The organism is Caecibacter sp. AF58-12pH5A, from assembly GCF_027681725.1.
Lineage (GTDB): Bacteria > Bacillota > Negativicutes > Veillonellales > Megasphaeraceae > Megasphaera > Megasphaera hominis.
Genome location: NZ_JAQDBC010000005.1, coordinates 50,724 through 70,498, shown reverse-complemented (window position 1 = coordinate 70,498; position 19,775 = coordinate 50,724). Strand labels below are relative to the sequence as shown.

Here is a 19,775-nt window from a genome sequence, read left to right as displayed (position 1 = left end):
ACCCCTCCTTACGTTTGCCCAATCAGTTTGACTGTATTAATCCCCGGTTGTTTCATGAGCATCTTCATAAGCTCTTCTACTGTTACTTTCATATTCTTCGTTTCAATAGACATGGTAACGTTCGCCAAGCCCTGCAGGGGAATGCCCTGATTAATCGTCAGGATACTGGCATTATTCCCGGCTACGATGTTGAGGACCTGTGAAAGTTCGCCCGGACGGTCGTTGATCATAATAGAAAAGGTAATGATGCGCCCTTGGGACAAATCATGAAACGGATAGACGTAATCTTTATACTTGTAAAAGGCACTGCGGCTTAAATCCATGAGCTGTACTGCTTCATTAATCGTCCGTGTCTGATGGCGTCTCAATATTTCTTTTACCCTGATGGTCTTTTTTATCGCCTCAGGCAGAATATCCTCTCGCACGAGGTAGTATTCATATACAGAGTCGTTCTTTACTTTCATATGTCGGACCTCCCTAAAAAATATGAATATGTAGCCATTAGTCCCGGAAGTAACTTCGTCTTAGGCCGCCAATTTAAGGCTTCTATGGCTTTCGTATTGTCTAGTGCCGAGCGGTATATGTCGCCGGAACGGGCCTCTTTATAGACTACATCAGGACTCATATGTGAGAAATAAATAAGGATTTCTTTTAGTGCATTAATCGTCGTTTCAATTTTTGTACTGATATTGTATACACCTGGCGCCACGCTTTCTGCCATAGCGGCTATATTGGCAGCTGCCACATCCTTGACATAGACAAAATCACGGGATTGGTCGCCGTCTCCATAAATGATCAGTTTTTTTCCAGCTGCCAGGGCCTTGGCAAAGAGGCAGACCACACCACCTTCTCCGTGCGTTCCCTGCCGTTCGCCGTACACATTGGCATAGCGCAGGACGACATAGGAAAGGCCATAGGCTTCATAATATAAGCGCAAATATACTTCAGCCGTCACCTTGGTCAACCCATAAAAGGAGGTCGGCTGAACCGGGGCTTCTTCACGGATAGGAACGGTTTCATTATTGCCGTACACAGCCGCAGAAGAAGAAAAAATAACCCGTCTGACCTGATACTGCCGGCAGTTTTCCAAAATATTGAGCAGACCCATGATATTTAGTTCGGCATCTTCTGCAGGGTGTTCCATGGAGTAGGGTACCAATGTTTGTGCAGCCTCATGAAAGACGATCTCAAAGGCGTGGGAAGCAAAGACAGAGGCTACTTGTTCCCGGTCACGGATATCCATTTCGTAATACTCGGCCCGGTCATCCATATTCTCCCTGCAGCCTGTGCTGAAATTATCAATTACCGTTACCCGATGGCCTGCGTCGGCCAGTGCATTTACTAAATGCGAGCCAATAAAACCGGCTCCGCCTGTCACTAATATTTCCAAAATGTGTCACTCCCAGCTGATTGGGTATCAAGGCAGATCCCCGTAATGAATACATTTGATTTCACGCTGTTGCAGCAAATTCCGTATAGCTGGTGACAGAAGTGCCGCCAGTTCATCCTGCCAATGGTAGCCCCACGTAAACGTCTGGGCCAGCACATTCGTATGCAGTCCCGGATGCATCATGATTTCATGCACGCCAAAAGGTAACTGCTTGATGATATAAGACAAATTTGCTTCATTCATATTGCCGCCATCTACCATACCCCAAAAATGATCAGTTGTTGTAAAACCCAGCCGTCTGGCATCTTTTTCTGCCCGTTTGGCCAAAAAGGTCAGGCCGTTTCGCCCCATAACGCGCACAGGCTTTGCCGTCCATACCTTGAAACGATACGACTCGGCAGGTATACGCAGACGGTGCAGCTTATACTTTTTCATTAACGCCTGGACGATGGTCCACACCTGGGGCAATACATGTAAATGCTGATGGCTGTCTACATGTGTAATCTGCAAAGGCTGCTGCATGATTTTTTCTAATTGCGCATCCAGTTCCCGGTACAGTTCTTCATAATTAATCCGCCCGCTGTACACGCGTTTCATGAATTCGCCATAGCTTTCCGGAAAAAGGCCCCGCCCGTCGACGAGGGACGGTACTTCTTTGGGCGCTAAGACAGGCGACAAGCTGCCTACGAGGCATAAATGTGCACCTATACCCAGACCGGGCCGGGCTGCAGCCAAGGCTACGGCCTCGTTAAAAGCCGGTCCCGAAGCGAGTAAGGACGTGCTGGTCAATACACCTTGGTCAAAGGCCTTGGCGACGGCCAGGTTTACTTCATGATGAATACCAAAATCATCGGCGTTAATAATCAATCTGTTCATATGCTGCTCACCGTAAAAAATCAAAGGTCTTAAAATTCAATTTTCCTACAAAGGCCAGTTCTGCATCACCATATTGATGGCGGAACTGTGCTATGGCTGCCGCAATGCCCGCATAGGCTCCTTTAGGAAAAGTCATACCGTACCGCTTTGAAAGCGTATTCATAGCGCGGACAAAGGCATCCCGTGCCAAAATGGACGCCGCCGCTACGGCCGTATCTCTTTCTCCTTTGGGAATCTGGATAATACGGTGAGTTTTCGCTACCGTCTGCAGTTCATTCAGGACATATTCATCCTTACCGAACTTATCCACTATTATACATGGACATTTGTGCTTACGCAATAGACATAAAATGTTTTGTCCATGTAGACTCCCCAAAAGATGGTTCAAGTTTTTCTTATTTTTTTTCAATAGTTCATATTGTTTATTATACTCTTCCGGCATAAGAACTGTCACCACACAGCGATCTGCCAGGGTTTGGCGGATATATTCGGCCAGCGTGGCAATTTTCGCGTCGGTCAGGGCCTTGCTGTCGCAGACCCCGGCTTTTTGAAAGAGGACTTCCTCTTCTTTCGTAATTTGGCAGGCTGCTACGACTAAAGGACCAAAAACGTCTCCTTTGCCCGATTCGTCACACCCCATCCAGGTATCGGCAGCAGCCGGGCGGATAGCCGGTGCTGCCCCTTGAGAGCCAAAAAATCTGGCTGCCGAAAGGCCTGCCGGCCGGGCCTGATCCAGTCCGGCCAGAGCCTGCTTCAAGGCGCCTTCTTTAGCCTGAAGAACGACGGAAATTCCTTTTTTGCCGTGGTATATATTGACGCGGCCTTCTTCACTGCCCAGGCGGCATACGAGGTTCCAGCCGTAATTGATAGGCTTTTCCCGTACACACTCGATACCGGCTGCCGAAAGCTGTGCCTTATAGGCCCGCACCTTTTCGTCAAGAATCTTGTCCATATTGTTTATACGCCTCTTCCCGGACGCGGCGCTGCCATTCCTTCAAGGGAACCCCTGTTTTTACGGCAGCAGCACGGCAGTCATCGTATTCCGCTGAAATATTGGTCAGTACACCTGCGTGCCAGCAAAGCTTGCAATGCAAGACTTCCCCGTCGATAGTTACCGTTTTAATAGCCCGCTCACAGGCGATGCGGCTCAAGGGAAAATAGCGTACGCCGACGCTGGTCGTTTCTTTAAAAATAATTTGGGCTGCTTTTTCAATCAGCTCTTCCCGGCAGAGAACGCAAAGCATGGTGGCCATACGTCCTTTTTTCATGACGATGGGCACGCCCCAGACGTCGTTGACGCCGGCATCGAGGAGGCAGCGGAAGACGTACTCCATATTTTGCGGATTCATATCATCGATGTTAGCTTCCATTTGCCAAAGTGTTTCCATCTGCTCACCTCATGCGATTGATCATATCGGCCAAACGGCCGGCACCAAAGCCATTATCAATGTTGACGACAGATACGCCGGCGGCGCAGCTGTTGAGCATAGCCAAAAGGGCCGATAAGCCATGGAAATTAGCGCCATAGCCAATACTGGTAGGCACGGCAATCACCGGCTTATTGACCAGGCCGCCGACGACGCTGGCCAAGGCCCCTTCCATACCGGCAACGACGACGACGACATTGGCCTTGCGGATATCGTCGGCCCGGCGCAGGAGGCGGTGAATGCCGGCTACGCCCACATCATAAATGCGTTCGACTACATTGCCCATAATTTCAGCCGTAAGAGCCGCTTCTTCCGCTACGGGAATATCGCTGGTTCCTGCTGTCACGACGGCGATGGTCCTGTCGCCATTATCATTATGGGTGTCCTTACGCTGATACACCATACGGGCCAGTTCGTGGTATTGTACGTCCGGGAACTGAGGCACCAGTCGGTCATACACAGCTTTATCGGCCCGCGTGCCGATGACGTTGTCATATTGCTGCATGAGCAGTGTCAATATTTGCACAGACTGGTCAATCGTCTTGCCGGCACAGTAGACAACTTCCGGAAAACCACAGCGTTCTTTTCGCTGCAGATCAATATTGGCAAATCCCATATCTTCTACTGACGCAGCGTCAGCCAAGGAAACAGCCGTCTGCAATTGCTGCTGCGCCGCATCCAGGGTCAGGCTGCCGTCTTTATATTGTTGTAAAATAGTCGTAATATCTGCCATAGCTCTACTCCTTAAATCCATTCATTTCCCATGCTTTATAAAGGACAAGGCCCACAGAAAGGGAGAGATTCAGTGATTCCGTATCCTTTCTCATGGGAATAGAAACCAAGTGATCGCACGCCTGAAGACACGCCGCCGTAAGACCGTTACCTTCATTGCCAAAGGCCAAGATGAGCGGGTTATCATAGGCGACGGCAGCGTACGATATCGTGCCGTCAGGAGTCGTCCCTAACAGCTGCCGTCCCGACTGCCGGCGAAAGGTAAGCAGTTCCTCCTGCGTGACCTGCTGCACGACGGGAATCTTAAAAATAGCCCCCATAGCGCTGCGGATTGTCTTATCATTATACACATCTACACTGTCTTCACTTAACAATACGGCCGCCGCATTGGCTGCAGCTGCTGTACGCAGGATGGTCCCGAGATTCCCCGGGTCCTGAATCGCTTCCAGGTAAAGAACCGGCCGCTTGGGATCGAGCCCCTGCAGCGATGCCAGGCTGTGCGGCAAGAAAGGCAGCATCGCTGCCAGGCCCTGCGGATTTTTTGTATCCTTCAGCTTATCGTATACGGCCTCTGTAACGGCAAAAAATTCCCAGCCCAGCTTTTCCCCGGCTGCTTCTAATTGGGAAAAACCAGGATGAGACTGTCCTTTAGGCGAAACAAAGCAGACGCCATCTGTGACGCCGACGTGAATCGCGTCAGAGATAATACGGAAGCCTTCGGCAAAAAAGCGGTGCGCTTCCCAGCGGCCCTTTTTCTGCTTCAGCGCGCACGCTGCCTTAATCCATTGATTGTCTCGCGATGTAATATCCTTCATGTGCTGTCCTCCGTGTACTAAAAAGTGCAATATCCTTCAGGGATATTGCACTTATGGCACTACCTGCAACGTATTTATTTGGTCGTATCCTGACGGTTCGATTGAAGCAGGCTGTCCCTGTTTTGACGGATACTCGTCAGTGTCTTTTCTAACGTTCCTTCTACATATTTCAGTACATCGCCGGCGTATGTAATAGAGCTGCTTTTCAACTCATCAGACGACTTTGTTGCGCTCATAACGATCTGATTGGCATGCTCCTGTGCCTGCCGCACGAGTTCACTTTCTTCTGTCAGTTTAGCAATATAATCCTTTGCCTGGGCTACCATGCTGTCAGCATGACGCTGGGCATCGGCAATGATCTTATCCTTTTCAGACAAAACCTTTTTGGATTCTTCCAATTCGGCTGGCATGGAAGCCTTTAAGTCATCAATGATCTGCAGTAATTCTTCTTCTTCAATCATCTTTTTGTTCGTAAAGGGCATCTTCGACGCATTCAGTACTAAACTTTCCAAATCTTCTAATAATTTATCAGAATTCATGTTCTCCACCCCTATGCCTTATATTTATCTTTAAATTTTATTTGCAGCTGCTGCTTTACGTATTCAGGTACCATTCCATCTAATTTGCCACCAAAACAGGCTAACTCCCGGATACCCGTTGAACTGACGTAGGAATACTTGGTATTCGCCATAATGAATACGGTTTCAATACTCGGTTCAATTTGTTTCATGAGCAAAGCGCGCTGAAATTCATATTCGAAATCGCTGAGCGCACGGAGACCGCGAATAATCAATGTAGCGTCATGTGCTATGGCATATTCGTTGAGCAGGCCCTCAGCACTGGCCACCTCTACATTGGGAAGGTGACTGGTCGTTTTACGCAGCATTTCTTCCCGCTCTGCCATTGTAAATACAGGTTTTTTTGTCGGATTGCTGAATACAGCGATAATCAGCTTGTCTACAAGCTTGCTGCCCCGTTCAAATATATCAATATGTCCGTTCGTAACAGGATCAAAACTTCCCGGACAGATTCCGATTCGCACAATTATTCCCCTTCCTGGCGACGGCAGATAAAACTGACGCGCGTTTCTTTTCCATAGGTTTTTTCTCTGATGACCTCATACGCCGGATTGTCAGCAATCGGTTCCTGCCGGCAATGTTCCATAATAATCAGGCCATCGGAATCCAGCAAACCATATCCGAAAATACAGGAAAGCGTATGGCATACCAGATCTTTGTTATACGGCGGATCAGCAAAAATATAATGAAACGTCTGGCCTTTTAAAGCTGCCAAAGCCCGGCCGACTTCCATACGATATACATCATAGTGTCCTTGAAAGCCACACATAGCGGCATTTTCCCGAATCAGATCCCGCGTGTAATGATCGATAAAGGCACAGTATGAGGCACCGCGGCTGAGTGCTTCCAGCCCTAGTGCACCTGTCCCGGCAAAGATATCCAAAACCCGGCTGCCGGCAAGGCCGTAATTATTAGCCAGAATATTGAAAATACTTTCCCGTGTGCTGTCCAGTGTCGGACGTGTTAACATCCCTTTGGGCGACTTTAACTGTCTGCCCCGGGCACTGCCGCTTATGATTCTCACTTCATCACCTGCTCGTACATGTTAATTATACACGTTTTTCTATACATATCAAATACCAAACCTAAAACGGACAGTCCTATTTTTTCTTGATCCGTTCTACCTTTAGTTCGTTACCGTGCAGGAGCCGTATGATATTCGTCCTGTGACGGACAATGACAAAAAGAGCTGCCAATGCGCCAAAGGCAACGATTTCAAACGGTTCATGAAAGGCATACATAACAAAGGGCACGAGCGCCGCGGCAATAATAGAACCCAAGGACACGTACCGCGTCAGGCCAACGACAATACACCAGACGACAAAGACGATGAGCGTTTCCCGTGGTGCCAGGTACAGCAGTACACCTAACCCGGTAGCTACGCCTTTGCCACCCTTAAATTTCATAAATACCGAGCACGAATGGCCTAATATAGCTAAGAGTCCTCCGGCAATCATGCAGAACTCCAGCTGCTGCGGCAGCCACGACAGGCCTGCCAATTCACCCAGGTAGACGCCCAATGCACCTTTGCAAGCGTCGAGAACGAGGACGCACAGGCCGCCAGTCTTGCCAAGGACACGATATGCATTCGTCGCGCCCGTATTATGGCTGCCGTATTGGCGGATATCCTTATGATAGAGGGTTTTGCCGATGACCAGCCCGCTCGGGAAAGAGCCGGCCACATAAGCCAGGGCCAACCAAAAGAGACCTGCTGTCAACTTTCTTCATCTCCCTTTTTTCCGCGCAAAATAAGGCGGATCGGCGTCCCTTCAAAGCCGAAGGTTTCACGCAGCTTGTTTTCCAGGAAGCGGGTGTAGGAAAAATGAACGAGCTGCGGGTCATTGACGAAGAGGACAAACGTCGGCGGTGCGACGGAAGCCTGCGTCATATAATAAATTTTCAGCGGACGTCCGTTTTTAGCGGGTGCCGGATTGGTCAGCTGGGCATCTTCGACCAATTCGTTCAGAACACTCGTAGAAATACGCATATGCTGCTGTTCCGATACGTATTTAACGAGATCGGCCAAACGGTTAATGCGCTGTTTCGTCAGAGCCGATGCATAGAGGATCGGTGCATACTGCATAAAGGCCAGTTCCCGCCGAATATCATCGGTATATTTAAGGCTGGTCTTGCTGTCTTTATCGATGAGATCCCATTTATTGACGACAATGATACAGCCCTTACCGGCTTCATGAACGTATCCGGCAATCTTTTTGTCCTGTTCCGTCACGCCGTCTACGCCATCGAGGACTAAAACGGCAATATCGGAGCGGTCTACAGCACGCAAGGCACGGACGACGCTATAGCGTTCGACGGGTAAGTCGATTTTGGCCTTACGGCGCATACCGGCCGTATCGATGAGCACGAATTTCGTATCGTCATGAGTCCAATGCGTATCGATGGAGTCACGTGTCGTACCGGGAATATTGCTGACAATAACCCGTTCCTGTCCCAGGAGTGCATTCGTAAGAGATGACTTGCCTACGTTCGGGCGGCCGACGAGGGCAATATGAATGGCATCTTCATCCTCTTCGTCTACCGGTATTTCTTTGATATACTTCAATACTTCATCGAGCAGATCACCAAGATTCATGAGATTGACTGCCGAAATACCGATGGGATCCCCCAAGCCAAGGCTATAGAACTCATAAATGTTAATTTCCTGTTCCACACTGTCGATTTTGTTGACAGCCAGAATGACCGGTTTTCCTGACGAGCGGAGAATATTAGCTATTTCCTGGTCCTGCGGCTGGATACCGGTTTTGCCATCGACGACATAAATAATGACATCGGCTTCGCGGATAGCAAGCTCTGCCTGATACCGCATGCTGGTAAAGAAGTTGTTGTCTACATCATCAAATTCGATACCGCCTGTATCGATCATCGTAAATTCATGGCCCAGCCATTCGCCATCAAAATAAATACGGTCGCGCGTAACGCCGGGAATATCTTCAACAATAGAGATGCGTTTTTTGACAACAGCGTTGAAGAGTGTCGATTTTCCTACATTCGGCCGCCCAACAACGGCTACTAACGGTTTATACATATTCTTGCTCCTTATTCCTGCCAATGATATAAGAGATCTTTTAATTGTGGGGCAAATTCGCTCACACCTACGGGGACACCGGCTCTCTTTTCAAATTCTTCCAGTGTCAGGTCATCCAGAAAAATATTTTCGCCTTTACGCAGGGCCGTACCGGGAATAATGATACCGTCCCAGTGACCACGCAGGTCCTGCCAGGCATTCAGCATGTCTTCTGCCGTGAGCAGACCGGCTACGTTGATTTGCGTACCAAAGTAATAGTTGGTTACGGGAATAACTGTGGCCTCCAGGTTGTCTACGTGCACTTCATCGACCAGCTCCTTAATGGAAGGCGCTGCCAAGGTTCCTGTAAAGAGGGCCAGGCGCAGCGGCTTGTCATAGGCCGTACGAACTGTTCCGTCCCAGCTATGCCACTGCTGTTCAAAGAGGCGCATCATACCAATGCCGTCTTCGATTTGCTCGTAGTTATCATAATAGGCCGCATCCGGCAAGGGAATACCAGCCTTGAGATAAAATTCGTCAGCCAGATAGACAAAGCTGCCCGTACCGGCTGCACGGCTTTGATCGATAAAGGGCTGGGAGCGGTGAATGATGTCACGGGCTTCTTCTGCCGTGACCGGTTCCAGCTTTTCACAGCTGTCGCGGAACTTGGTCATGCCCAAGGGTACGACAGCAATGCCCAGGACGTTAGGGCCGAGGCCCTTTAAATCCTTCAGGGTACGCGTATATTCTTCCCCATCATTATATCCTGGTACGAGAACGATCTGGCAATAGATGTCGATATCCGCATGGACGAGCTGCTGCAGCTGTTCCATGATCTTCTCCGTGCGTTCCTGCCGCATCATAAGACGCCGTAATTCACCGTTTGTCGTATGGACAGAAATATGAAGCGGGGACAGATGGAACTGATGAATCCGTTTCAGATCGTCTTTCGAAAGGTTGGACAACGTAATAAAGCTGCCGGTCAGAAACGACATACGGTAATCGTCATCTTTTACATACAGGGAAGGACGCATACCTTCCGGCATCTGGGCAATGAAACAAAACACACAGTTGTTCCAACACTGGCGGATATGATCGAAGACGGCATTTTCCATGGTCAGTCCCAGGTCTTCGCCAAAGCGCTTCTGAAAATAGCAATCCCGCAGACTATCGCCATTTTTCACAACGAGATGCACGTTTTCGTCGGCTAAGGCAAAATTGAGATCAATCAGGTCTTCAACGGCCTGTCCATTGACGGAAACAATCGTATCGCCTGGCTGCAAGCCTTCCCGCTGTGCCCGGCTGCCGTCCTGTACACTGGCAATGACAGCTTTTAACGTGTCAGACATATTTTTATCCTTTCTAAAATAGGGAGTTTTAAAAAAAAGGATAACCGGTTTACGCCGGCTATCCCTTTTCCCACGAAAACTTATTTATCTTCTACAGCGTCGCCAATTGTAGCCGATTCTTCCTGCTGTTTTGCATGTTCCAGATAGTCGTGAACTTCCTGTTCTTCTTCATCCTTCTGCAATGCCAATACACTCAGGGAAATCTTCTTCTTATCTGCATCAATGCCGATAATCTTGACGTTCATGATATCGCCGATATTCACGAGATCTTTTACGTTAGCACCGCGTTTTTCCGTCAGTTCGGAAATGTGCAGGAGACCCTGTAATTCCGGATCGATAGCCAAGATAGCGCCGAAGGGCAGCAGTTTTTTAACTTCGCCTTTGACTACGTCGCCAACTTCGATCTTTTCAATAGCAGCGATCCAAGGATTCTTCTGCAGTGCTTTCAAGGAAAGCGAAATACGATTGCGTTCTTTATCGAATTTCTGTACGAGTACCTGCAGCTTGTCGCCCTGCTTGAGAACTGCGTCAACGGAGCTGATACGTTTCCAGGAAATGTCAGAAATATGGAGCAAGCCTTCTACGCCGCCGAGGTCGATGAATGCGCCATAAGGCATGATCTTAACGACTGTGCCTTCGAGTACTGCACCTTCTTCAATTTTTTCCATGGCTTCTTCCCGTTTTGCTTCACGTTCTTTTTCGAGAACAGCTTTACGGGAAAGAACGAGGCGGTTTTTATGTTCATCAATGTCGATGACTTTAACCTGGAAGGTCTGGCCTACGAGGTAATCCAAGGATTTTACAAAACGGATATCGCCCTGGGAAAGGGGAATAAAACCACGCAGGGATTTAATGGAAACGACCAGGCCGGCTTTGTTGATTTCTTTACCGGTACATTCAACGAGCTGATCGTTTTCAAATGCATCGCGGACTTCTTTCCAGTCTTCGACTTTCTTCATTTTTACCAGGGAAACGACAATCGAGCCTTCATCCTTAATATTGTTAGCAATTTCAACAGTCAGTTTATCGCCAACTTTAACAAAATCGCTAGCCTTTTCAGGTTCGGGTACAGCCATTTCCTTTTTCGGCAGGATTGCTTCTGCTTTCGTGCCGATGGAAACATAGGCAGCATCATCGTTCACAGAAATAACCGTGCCTTCTACTACGTCGCCTTTCTTTGGATTTTCTTCATAATCATACTGGTCCAACAATTCTTCACTCATTACTTCTGTGGCATCTGCTTGCAAATTTTCCATAATCTTAACAACCTCCTGTATTATCCAATCCGGCGTGGAAGCGCCGGCTGTAATGCCTATATTCTTCATACCACGGAACCAGGCCGTATCTAATTCAGCTGCTGTTTCAACGTGATATGTCGGGCAACCCTGTTCTTTGCACACTTGTGCTAGCCGGCCGGTATTGGCACTGTTCTTGCCGCCAATAACGATCATGGCATCCATCCTGCCAGCCAGCTCAATGGCAGCCTGCTGCCGTTGCTGTGTAGCTGTGCAAATGGTCATATCTATCTCCAAGTCATCGACTTTGGATTCGAGTATCGCTTTGATGCGTTTGAACTGCTCCTGGGAAAAGGTAGTCTGCACGACGACGCCGGCCTCTTTCATATGAGGCAGGGCCCGGGCTTCTTCTTCCCTATCTAATATAATAGCACGATTTGCCCCCCATTGTGAAATACTAATTACCTCTGGATGAGCTTTTTCGCCAATAATTATAAGATTTTTGTTCTTTTCGATGATTTTTTTCGCATCTTGCTGTGCTTTTTTTACATGTGGGCATGTGGCGTCCACTACTTGTAAGTGTTTTTCTGCTGCTTTTTCATAAACCTCCGGTCCAACACCGTGGGAACGGATCAAAAGCGGTTCTCCTGTGCTAACTTCGTCTAGGGAAGCTACAGGCGATACGCCACGCTCAGCCAGACGGGCTACGACTTGGGGATTATGTATGATAGGCCCCAACGTATGCGTACCACTGGCCGCATGGGATGCCAGTTCTATTGCCCGGCGTACGCCGTAGCAAAAGCCGCAGGCATCGGCAATGAATACGTTCAATGCACTTCATCCTCTCCGTACTGGTGAATCAAGGCCAGTACTCCGTTTCTTATTTCTTCCAAAAAGGCCTGGACCTGTTCGCGTTGTGCCTCCCGGTCTCCCTGACAAGGCAGTGGCGGCTGTATGAGCTCCCCAAATACGACACGCACAGGGCCTGTCTTTTTAGGCAGCTGCCGCGAATTGATAACGGCCGTCGGCAGCACAGGTGCCTGTGCATGAATGGCGATCATGGCGACGCCTTCATGAAAAGGTCCCAGGATACCTTGGTCCTTGCTGGTTCCTTCGGGAAAAATCCCCAGGACTTCGCCGCTTTTTAACACGCGCAACGCTTCCAGCAGCGCTTTGCGGTTGACGCGGCCGCGATGGACAGGAAAGGTCCGGACATAACGCAGGAACCAGCCCATAAAGGGATTGCGGAAGAGTTCTTCTTTTGCCATAAAATGAATCAGCCTGTGCCGCATCGCCGTTCCTACTAACGGCGGATCGAAATAGCTGGCATGGTTCGAGGCCATGATAAAGGCCCCTTTTCTTGGCACGTGTTCTGCCCCAAATACCTTCATGCCCAGCCATAAATAGGTGGCCACGTTAAAGAGGAAGCGAATCACGGCATAACAAAAGTTTCTCATTTTTCCCGCATCCTTATTGTTTTTCTTCGATGAGCTTGCAGATCAAGTCTGCCGTTTCCTGCAAATCGAGATGGCTGTTATCGACGAGTATAGCGTCCTCTGCCTGTTTCAACGGTGAAACAGCCCGATGGGAGTCCATATCATCGCGGGCAGCTATGCTGGCAGCAATAGCAGCCAGTGTTTCTGTACTGCCCTTAGCTTGCAGCTCCAGATAACGGCGGCGGGCCCTGGCTTCGACAGAAGCGGTAAGAAAAATCTTCAGATCCGCGTCTGGCAGGACAACCGTACCGATATCCCGGCCATCAAGAATAACGCCGCCAGAGGCGGCCATATCCCTCTGTAATTTTACCAGTTTAGTACGCACTACTGCAAGTGCTGCGACAGGAGAAACGTGAGAAGACACGTCAGCTGTACGAATATCCTCGGTGACTTCCGTATCGCCTACATACACGTGGCAATAATCAGCAGCCGGTTCCAGACGGATTTGTATCGTATCGGTCAGGCTTTGTACCGCTTCAGTATCAGCCAGATCGATATGATTTTTTAACATGGCCCAGGTAAACGCCCGGTACATGGCACCTGTATCAATGTACAAGTAATGAAGCCGGTTGGCTACCATCTTAGCCACACTGCTTTTTCCGGCTCCGGCCGGTCCATCAATAGCAACAGTCAGTCTTTTCATTCTTCCTTCGCCTCCGCTGCGGCAGCACGTCCGGCTACAACACCTGTAGAAAAGGCTGCCTGTAGATTATAGCCACCGGTAAAGGCATCAATGTCCATAACTTCGCCGGCGAAATAGAGTCCCTCAACACATTTCGATTCCATCGTTTTCGGGTTGATTTCCCGGACAGAAACACCACCGGCCGTAACGATGGCCTCTGCAATAGGCCGCGTTCCCGTAAGGGTCAGGGACAAGGCCTGGAGTACCGTCACCAGATCCTGGCGCTGTATACGCGTAATCTGATTGACCGGCGTTTCTCTCGCAATGCCTGCCTGATCTAGCACGACGGGGATCAGGTGCTGGGGCAATAATTCTTTCAAGGCATTATCCACCTGTTTGCGCAGGTATTTCTGAAAATCCCGTTGTACCCGTGCATCCAGAGCGTCTGCCGTAAGAGCCGGTTTCAGATTAATGCGCAGCTGCAAGGGAAATTCCCATTTCGGCTTATGGGCTACGGCACTGCTCAGCATGAAAATAATCGGGCCCGAAACGCCTGTATGGGTGAAGAGCATTTCACCAAACTGCGAAGCCAGTTTTTTGCCTTGCCGCCAAAGCGATGCGTCTACGTTGCGCAAGGATAAACCGGCCAAGCCGGCTACCCACGTATCAGACGTCGTAAAAGGAATCAAGGAAGGCTTCAGCTCAGTGACCGTATGTCCCAGGGCCTTGGCAAAGCCATAGCCGTCGCCGCTCGAGCCTGTAACCGGATAGGACACACCACCGGTCGTAATAATACAAGCCTCCCCGGTGTATGTACCACGGCCGGTCTGTACAGTAAAACCGCTTGCATCGTGGTGCACGGCCCGGACCGGTTCCTGCAGATGCAGGTCTACCTTCGCCGCCTGCAGGCGATGGTACAGGAGCTTGCGTACTTCAATGGCACTATCGGACTGGGGAAATACGCGGCCGCCCCGCTCTTCCTTCGTGGCCAGTCCCCAAGCGTGCACCTGGTTCAGCAGATCCTCATTGGTATAGGCCTGATAGGCGCTGAAGAGGAATTTACCATGTCCTGGCGTACGGGCAATAAAGTCGGCCATCGGGCACGTGTTGGTCAGATTACACCGGCCCTTGCCAGTAATGCCCATCTTCTTCCCTACAATATCGTTTTTTTCAAAAAGCAAGACGTCTGCGCCTTGCCCGGCTGCTGCCAGAGCCGCAAAAATACCAGCCGCTCCGGCGCCAATGACAATCACTCGTTTCAATGTTATGTACACCCTTATTTGTATTTGTATAATTCAGCAATTTCTTCCGGTGTCAGGCGGCGATACGCCCCGCGTTTGACACCGCTCAGCGTCAGGAAGGCATACTGGACACGGCGCAGGTTATATACCTGCAGGCCAAAATGTTCAAACATGCGGCGGACCTGGCGGTTCCGTCCTTCATGGATCGTGATTTCCACATTGGTAATCCCTGTATGGACATCATATCCATTATAGCAAACAATGGCCGGTGCTGTCATGCCATCTTCCAATTCTACGCCGTCAGCCAGCTGCTGCAATACCGCGTCGGTAATGCGGCTTTTGATTTTTACCTCGTAGGTCTTATCGACGAGTTTGCTCGGATGCATGAGAATATTGGCCAATTCTCCATCGTTAGTCATGAGCAGAAGGCCTTCTGTATTTTGATCCAGCCGGCCAACAGGATAAATACGTTCCGGTACTTTTTTAAAATAGTCCATGACCGTTTCCCGGCCCTGGTCGTCACTGGCCGTCGTAATGACACCCTTAGGTTTATTAAAAAGGAAATACCGTTTCTTTTCAGCTTCCAGCCGCTTACCGTCGACGAGGATGATATCCTTATCTAAATCTACTTTCGTCCCTAATTCGCGGACGACAACGCCATTAACGCGTACTTTGCCAGCGAGAATCAGCTGTTCCGATGCCCGTCGTGAAGCGACGCCACAGTTACTCATTACTTTTTGCAATCGTTCTTTCATCTTGTTCCTCCGTTGTCAGCGTCGTGGCAGTCTGCGTTTCCGTCCCTGCTTGTGGCTGCAATTCCTGGGGCATCTTCTCTGCCAGCTCGGACAAGGAGTCGACACCCATACATTCTAAGAAATACGCGCTCGTTCCATATAAAATGGGCCGGCCCGGTGAATCTTTCCTGCCCAGGTCCTGGATCAGTCCCTGTTGTAAGAGAGACGCAATGAGCCGCTCTGAAGATACACCCCGTATTTTTTCTATTTCTGCCCGTGTAACAGGCTGTTTAAACGCGATGATGGCCAGCACTTCCAACGCCGTCGTAGAAAGCTCTGTCGTTCGCGTATGTACCCATTGCACGGTTTCATACAGTTCAGGCCGCACGACGAGCTGATAGCCGCCGGCTACGCGCAGCAGGCACAGGCCCCGCTTCTCCTCACGCAGGACACCGGCCAGTGTCTGGGCTGTCTGTTCGATTTTCTCTTCATCCCAGCCTGTGTGGGCCGTCAGTTCGGCAACACTTAACGGCTGGCCGCTGAGAAACAGCAACGCTTCCAGTACGGCCGTCGGTTCAGGCGTTCCCGCCGGGGACATAGCGTAAGGCAACGGCATTTCCTTCCTCTCCGTCAGATAAGGTACGGCATCTGCCCAGCTTCAGCAGTTCCAGGACAGACAAAAAAACGACAACCAGCTCGGTCCGCGTGCGGCAAATGCGAAAGATATGCCACACCGGTACCGGCCGTGACGTCTGTTGCAAAATCATTTCTACGCGGCGCATCGATTCGGCTACGCTGTAAATTTCTTTCTGCAAGTGGATCTCCGTCACAGGCGTCTCCGGCAGCGTTTGGTATACCAGCCGAAAAGCCTGATATAAGGCGCTTTTTTCAATCTTACCGGAAAACTGTTTCGTAAAAGGCATGGGAGTCCGTTCCCGGCCCGGCATCTGGCAGCGCCGTTCCCAGAGTGCCGCCATAGCAGTAGAAAACTGTTTCATCTGCCTGTACTCTACCAGCTGGCGGATCAGTACCTCCTGCGGGTCTTCTCCCTCCTCTTCCAGCTGAGGGGGCCGCGGCAACAGCAGACGCGACTTGATTTGCAGGAGTGTGGCTGCCATGACAAAGAATTTACTAGCGTAATTGACGTCAAAGGTCTCGAACTCCCGCACATAGGCATTGAACTGATCAGTAATTTCCACAATAGGTATATTATAAATATCAACCTTGTTTTTTTCAATCAGATACAATAATAAGTCGAGCGGGCCTTCAAAATCCGATACTTTGTATTGATACGCTTCCATGGGCATCCTAACCCCCTGCACAGTCACATACACCATGCATATTACAAAAAAGGTTTGGATCTACATCCAAACCTTCAAATCAGTTGCCAGAGCACATAAATCTTAACCGTTACCATGCTCGTCGCAATGTGTTGTTAAATGGTGCCGGGGACCGGAATCGAACCGGTACGGATATTTCTATCCGACGGATTTTAAGTCCGTTGCGTCTGCCAGTTCCGCCACCTCGGCATGACGTGATTTTTTGAAAATATGGAGGCGGCACCCAGAATCGAACTGGGGATGAAGGTTTTGCAGACCTCTGCCTTACCGCTTGGCTATGCCGCCATATGGAGCGGAAAACGAGGCTCGAACTCGCGACCCCCACCTTGGCAAGGTGGTGCTCTACCACTGAGCTACTTCCGCATATAGATGGTGCTCAGGGACGGAATTGAACCGCCGACACGGGGATTTTCAGTCCCCTGCTCTACCGACTGAGCTACCTGAGCAAAAAAATGGCGACCCCGATCAGATTTGAACTGACGATCTTCGCCGTGACAGGGCGACATGTTAAACCGCTACACCACGGGGCCGTTTCCACTTTCCGTCCGGGGCCTTAGTGCCTCGAACAAAAAGTATTGTATCATGTACCATGCCTTTTGGCAAGTCTTTTTTTCATTTTTTTTGCTAATATTTTTCTTGGCTCTGCCAAGGCGCATAGCCAGGCATTTCTAAACTGTCCGGTGCCGGAACAGCCAGGCCGCAACAGGCATGGTGACCGCCGCAATCAGGAACATGGGCACCAAATCCCACCAGATGGCAGCCAGGCCGGCGCCTTCAAGGTAAACACGTTTTACGGCATCTACGGCAAAGCGCATGGGATCGGCATAGGTAATGATTTGGAGAAATTCCGGCATGTTACGTACAGGCGTAGCAATACCGGACAGAAGTACCATGGGAATCATGAGAACCAGTACATAGACCAGGACCTGCTGCATATTGCGGGAAACGGCAGAAATGGAAAGACCAATGCCCGTCGAACTGAGCATAAATACCAAAATAATGACCGTCAGGGTCCCCAGAGAACCGGCAAAGGGCACGGCAAACCAATAGCGGGCAATAAGGTAGAGCATGGCGCTTTGCGCAAAGCCAATGAGCATAGGCGGCATAGCTTTGCCAATGAGGATTTCCAGCGGTGACAAGGGCGTTACGAGAAGCTGCTCAAAGGTACCCTGCTCCCGTTCACGGGCAATGGAAAGACCCGCCAAAAAGATGACCTGCACAAAGGAAATCATGGCAATCAGGCCAGGCAGGAAATTCCAGCGCGTAATCTGATTGGGATTGTACCACGTGCGGCTTTCAATAGTAATGGGGCCTGCTGAACCGCGGCGCGATTCATTCCAGGCAGCCGTAATCTGACTCACGTACCCGGTTGCAATGCCGGCGATAGAACTATTACGTCCATCAGCGATAACCTGCACCGGCGCTGTACCGCCACGGCTTAAAATATCTTCAAAGTCCTGAGGAATGACGATGGCAATAATAACATCACCGGATGTAATGAGATCGCCTAATTCGCTGGTATTGCCCAGAACGGCCTTCAATTCAAAGGACGTAGTTCCCGAAAAGCGGGCCAGATAGTCGCGGGAACTGCTGCTATGCGATTCGTCAACGACGGCATAGGGCACGCGATCAAGGTTATAGTTGGCAGCGTAGCCAAAAATAAAGCCCTGTATAATAACCGGCATGACCAGCATAAACTGCATGCGCGGGTCCTTGAAGATCGTAATTAATTCCTTTTGGCACAAGTAGCGCAAATGCTGTCCAAAAAGTACCAGCGTCTCGAAGAATGTCATTATTCCATCTCCTTACGTGTCATGCGGAAGGCCAGGCCGATAAACAAAATAGCGAAGCCCAGGAGAATCAAACCGTTGCGGATAATAAGGGGCCAATAGTTGCCGGCCAGGAAGAGTGTCTTCATGAGTTGCAGATAGTACGTCGTCGGCAAAAACTGGCTGATTATTTGAATGGCCAATGGCTGGGAATGGAGGTCAAAAAGAAACCCCGAGAGCATGACCGATGGCAGGAAGCTGATCATGAGCGACACCTGACAGGCTAAAAACTGGTTCTTCGTGAGGGCCGAAATGACCAGGCCAATGCCCAGGGAAATGATCAAATAGAGCATGGAGACACCGATGAGCAGGATGAGTGAACCACGCATAGGCAGGTCGTACAGCACGTTCCCGGCAATGAGGCACAGGATCATACCAAAGACGGCAACGGCAAAATAAGGCAGAACCTTGGCCAGGATGAGCTCACCAATTTTAATAGGTGTGACAAACAGCGACTCAAAGGTCCCCCGTTCCCATTCCCGGGCCATGACGACAGATGTCAGAAAGACGCCGCTCGTCGTCAAGACCAGCATGAGGATACCCGGCACGAAAAACCAGGCGCTCGTATTGGCATCATTAAACCAGATGCGGCTTACTGTCGTCGCCTGGCCGGCACTGGCGCTCCGTACGGACAAACCGGTTTCCCACGTCAGCACAGCCGCTTCGATATAGCGTTGGGCCGACATAGCCGTTGTCGCTTCGGTACCATTGAGAATTACCTGCACCTTGGCTGTCCCCTGATTCACATCGGCAGCAAAATTTTGAGGTACCCGGATGATCGCATCCACGTCGTGCTGCGCCAAGAGGGTTTCTGCCGTCTGCATAGAGCGCACGTAAACCGGCGAAAAATACGCCGATCCTTCCGTAAAGTTCACCATCTGACGGGCCGTTGGCGAGGGATCCTCCAAGACGATGGCCGTCGGTACGTTCTTGACGTCCAGGGACATGCCGTACCCCATGATCAGGATCAGGATGAGAGGCAGCACAATCCCCATAAGCAGGCTGCTCTGGTCGCGCATGAGCTGAAAAAATTCCTTGCGCGTCAGAGCGCCCATACGGCGAAGGCTATGGCGATTTAGTTTCATT

Annotated in this window: 22 protein-coding genes and 5 tRNA genes; all 27 read right to left on the bottom strand. The window is 50.0% G+C overall.

The window, feature by feature from the left end:
- Nucleotides 1–8: 8 nt before the first annotated feature.
- The 27 genes from PGX44_RS04055 to PGX44_RS03925 all read right to left on the bottom strand — a co-directional run bounded on the left by PGX44_RS04055 (nt 9) and on the right by PGX44_RS03925 (nt 19,774).
- Entirely contained in the window at nt 9–464 is a 456-nt protein-coding gene (locus tag PGX44_RS04055) for an ACT domain-containing protein (protein WP_498854354.1), read from the bottom strand.
- A complete protein-coding gene (locus PGX44_RS04050; RefSeq protein WP_186501901.1) occupies nt 461–1,390 on the bottom strand; it encodes an NAD-dependent epimerase/dehydratase family protein in 930 nt (309 codons plus the stop codon). Before PGX44_RS04050 ends, PGX44_RS04055 begins: the two co-directional genes overlap by 4 nt.
- 27 nt (nt 1,391–1,417) lie before the next feature.
- Complete coding sequence (locus PGX44_RS04045; RefSeq protein ID WP_186501902.1) at nt 1,418–2,266, bottom strand: ChbG/HpnK family deacetylase; 849 nt, start codon at nt 2,264–2,266, stop codon at nt 1,418–1,420.
- Between the two features lie 7 nt (nt 2,267–2,273).
- A complete protein-coding gene (locus PGX44_RS04040) occupies nt 2,274–3,218 on the bottom strand; it encodes a ribonuclease HIII (RefSeq protein WP_498854353.1) in 945 nt (314 codons plus the stop codon).
- Entirely contained in the window at nt 3,202–3,654 is a 453-nt protein-coding gene (larC2, locus tag PGX44_RS04035) for a nickel pincer cofactor biosynthesis protein LarC2 (RefSeq protein ID WP_186501904.1), read from the bottom strand. Before larC2 ends, PGX44_RS04040 begins: the two co-directional genes overlap by 17 nt.
- Nucleotides 3,655–3,658: 4 nt before the next feature.
- Nucleotides 3,659–4,426, bottom strand: a complete 768-nt coding sequence (gene larB, locus PGX44_RS04030) for a nickel pincer cofactor biosynthesis protein LarB (RefSeq protein WP_186501905.1) — start codon at nt 4,424–4,426, stop codon at nt 3,659–3,661.
- Between the two features lie 4 nt (nt 4,427–4,430).
- Nucleotides 4,431–5,240, bottom strand: a complete 810-nt coding sequence (locus tag PGX44_RS04025; protein WP_498854352.1) for a TrmH family RNA methyltransferase — start codon at nt 5,238–5,240, stop codon at nt 4,431–4,433.
- 74 nt (nt 5,241–5,314) lie between these two features.
- The gene (locus PGX44_RS04020) at nt 5,315–5,779 is read right to left on the bottom strand and encodes an ATPase (RefSeq protein ID WP_186501907.1); all 465 of its coding nucleotides are present in this window, start codon (nt 5,777–5,779) and stop codon (nt 5,315–5,317) included.
- 11 nt (nt 5,780–5,790) lie between these two features.
- Nucleotides 5,791–6,282 (bottom strand): pantetheine-phosphate adenylyltransferase, encoded by a 492-nt coding sequence (gene coaD, locus PGX44_RS04015; RefSeq protein WP_186501908.1) that lies wholly within the window; start codon nt 6,280–6,282, stop codon nt 5,791–5,793.
- 2 nt (nt 6,283–6,284) lie between these two features.
- Nucleotides 6,285–6,842: a 16S rRNA (guanine(966)-N(2))-methyltransferase RsmD gene (gene rsmD / locus PGX44_RS04010; RefSeq protein WP_498854351.1), complete on the bottom strand. Its 558-nt coding sequence runs from the start codon at nt 6,840–6,842 to the stop codon at nt 6,285–6,287.
- Nucleotides 6,843–6,918: 76 nt separating this feature from the next.
- Entirely contained in the window at nt 6,919–7,536 is a 618-nt protein-coding gene (plsY, locus tag PGX44_RS04005) for a glycerol-3-phosphate 1-O-acyltransferase PlsY (protein WP_498854350.1), read from the bottom strand.
- Entirely contained in the window at nt 7,533–8,864 is a 1,332-nt protein-coding gene (gene der, locus PGX44_RS04000) for a ribosome biogenesis GTPase Der (protein WP_498854349.1), read from the bottom strand. The genes plsY and der overlap by 4 nt, the downstream gene beginning before the upstream one ends.
- A gap of 11 nt (nt 8,865–8,875) precedes the next feature.
- A complete protein-coding gene (locus PGX44_RS03995) occupies nt 8,876–10,192 on the bottom strand; it encodes a DUF512 domain-containing protein (protein ID WP_498854348.1) in 1,317 nt (438 codons plus the stop codon).
- An 80-nt stretch (nt 10,193–10,272) separates the two neighbouring features.
- Nucleotides 10,273–12,258: a bifunctional 4-hydroxy-3-methylbut-2-enyl diphosphate reductase/30S ribosomal protein S1 gene (locus PGX44_RS03990; RefSeq protein ID WP_498854347.1), complete on the bottom strand. Its 1,986-nt coding sequence runs from the start codon at nt 12,256–12,258 to the stop codon at nt 10,273–10,275.
- Entirely contained in the window at nt 12,255–12,884 is a 630-nt protein-coding gene (locus tag PGX44_RS03985) for a lysophospholipid acyltransferase family protein (RefSeq protein WP_498854346.1), read from the bottom strand. The genes PGX44_RS03990 and PGX44_RS03985 overlap by 4 nt, the downstream gene beginning before the upstream one ends.
- Before the next feature lie 13 nt (nt 12,885–12,897).
- Nucleotides 12,898–13,566, bottom strand: coding sequence for a (d)CMP kinase (gene cmk / locus PGX44_RS03980; RefSeq protein WP_498854345.1), 669 nt, complete (start codon nt 13,564–13,566; stop codon nt 12,898–12,900).
- A complete protein-coding gene (locus PGX44_RS03975) occupies nt 13,563–14,807 on the bottom strand; it encodes a BaiN/RdsA family NAD(P)/FAD-dependent oxidoreductase (protein ID WP_498854344.1) in 1,245 nt (414 codons plus the stop codon). The genes cmk and PGX44_RS03975 overlap by 4 nt, the downstream gene beginning before the upstream one ends.
- 14 nt (nt 14,808–14,821) lie before the next feature.
- Nucleotides 14,822–15,541 carry a pseudouridine synthase gene (locus PGX44_RS03970; protein WP_498854343.1) on the bottom strand — a complete coding sequence of 240 codons (720 nt, stop codon included), beginning with the start codon at nt 15,539–15,541 and terminating at the stop codon, nt 14,822–14,824.
- Nucleotides 15,510–16,118, bottom strand: coding sequence for an SMC-Scp complex subunit ScpB (gene scpB / locus PGX44_RS03965; RefSeq protein ID WP_186501918.1), 609 nt, complete (start codon nt 16,116–16,118; stop codon nt 15,510–15,512). Before scpB ends, PGX44_RS03970 begins: the two co-directional genes overlap by 32 nt.
- Nucleotides 16,096–16,821, bottom strand: coding sequence for a segregation and condensation protein A (locus PGX44_RS03960; protein WP_498854342.1), 726 nt, complete (start codon nt 16,819–16,821; stop codon nt 16,096–16,098). Before PGX44_RS03960 ends, scpB begins: the two co-directional genes overlap by 23 nt.
- Nucleotides 16,822–16,960: 139 nt before the next feature.
- Nucleotides 16,961–17,049: transfer RNA gene (locus tag PGX44_RS03955), tRNA-Leu, on the bottom strand.
- Between the two features lie 22 nt (nt 17,050–17,071).
- Nucleotides 17,072–17,145, bottom strand: a tRNA-Cys gene (locus PGX44_RS03950).
- Nucleotides 17,146–17,148: 3 nt separating this feature from the next.
- Nucleotides 17,149–17,223: transfer RNA gene (locus PGX44_RS03945), tRNA-Gly, on the bottom strand.
- A 7-nt stretch (nt 17,224–17,230) separates the two neighbouring features.
- Nucleotides 17,231–17,306, bottom strand: a tRNA-Phe gene (locus tag PGX44_RS03940).
- Between the two features lie 7 nt (nt 17,307–17,313).
- Nucleotides 17,314–17,390, bottom strand: a tRNA-Asp gene (locus PGX44_RS03935).
- A 138-nt stretch (nt 17,391–17,528) separates the two neighbouring features.
- Nucleotides 17,529–18,653, bottom strand: a complete 1,125-nt coding sequence (locus PGX44_RS03930; RefSeq protein WP_498854341.1) for an ABC transporter permease — start codon at nt 18,651–18,653, stop codon at nt 17,529–17,531.
- Nucleotides 18,653–19,774 carry an ABC transporter permease gene (locus tag PGX44_RS03925; RefSeq protein WP_498854340.1) on the bottom strand — a complete coding sequence of 374 codons (1,122 nt, stop codon included), beginning with the start codon at nt 19,772–19,774 and terminating at the stop codon, nt 18,653–18,655. Before PGX44_RS03925 ends, PGX44_RS03930 begins: the two co-directional genes overlap by 1 nt.
- Nucleotide 19,775: the final 1 nt, after the last annotated feature.

Bases quoted from the DNA above. Each gene is read 5' to 3' on its own strand.
- PGX44_RS04055 (WP_498854354.1), bottom strand. From the start codon at position 464: ATGAAAGTAAAGAACGACTCTGTATATGAATACTACCTCGTGCGAGAG.
- PGX44_RS04045 (WP_186501902.1), bottom strand. From the start codon at position 2,266: ATGAACAGATTGATTATTAACGCCGATGATTTTGGTATTCATCATGAA.
- PGX44_RS04040 (WP_498854353.1), bottom strand. From the start codon at position 3,218: ATGGACAAGATTCTTGACGAAAAGGTGCGGGCCTATAAGGCACAGCTT.
- larC2 (WP_186501904.1), bottom strand. From the start codon at position 3,654: ATGGAAACACTTTGGCAAATGGAAGCTAACATCGATGATATGAATCCG.
- larB (WP_186501905.1), bottom strand. From the start codon at position 4,426: ATGGCAGATATTACGACTATTTTACAACAATATAAAGACGGCAGCCTG.
- PGX44_RS04025 (WP_498854352.1), bottom strand. From the start codon at position 5,240: ATGAAGGATATTACATCGCGAGACAATCAATGGATTAAGGCAGCGTGC.
- PGX44_RS04020 (WP_186501907.1), bottom strand. From the start codon at position 5,779: ATGAATTCTGATAAATTATTAGAAGATTTGGAAAGTTTAGTACTGAAT.
- der (WP_498854349.1), bottom strand. From the start codon at position 8,864: ATGTATAAACCGTTAGTAGCCGTTGTTGGGCGGCCGAATGTAGGAAAA.
- PGX44_RS03995 (WP_498854348.1), bottom strand. From the start codon at position 10,192: ATGTCTGACACGTTAAAAGCTGTCATTGCCAGTGTACAGGACGGCAGC.
- PGX44_RS03985 (WP_498854346.1), bottom strand. From the start codon at position 12,884: ATGAGAAACTTTTGTTATGCCGTGATTCGCTTCCTCTTTAACGTGGCC.
- cmk (WP_498854345.1), bottom strand. From the start codon at position 13,566: ATGAAAAGACTGACTGTTGCTATTGATGGACCGGCCGGAGCCGGAAAA.
- PGX44_RS03970 (WP_498854343.1), bottom strand. From the start codon at position 15,541: ATGAAAGAACGATTGCAAAAAGTAATGAGTAACTGTGGCGTCGCTTCA.
- scpB (WP_186501918.1), bottom strand. From the start codon at position 16,118: ATGTCCCCGGCGGGAACGCCTGAACCGACGGCCGTACTGGAAGCGTTG.
- PGX44_RS03960 (WP_498854342.1), bottom strand. From the start codon at position 16,821: ATGGAAGCGTATCAATACAAAGTATCGGATTTTGAAGGCCCGCTCGAC.
- PGX44_RS03930 (WP_498854341.1), bottom strand. From the start codon at position 18,653: ATGACATTCTTCGAGACGCTGGTACTTTTTGGACAGCATTTGCGCTAC.
- PGX44_RS03925 (WP_498854340.1), bottom strand. From the start codon at position 19,774: ATGAAACTAAATCGCCATAGCCTTCGCCGTATGGGCGCTCTGACGCGC.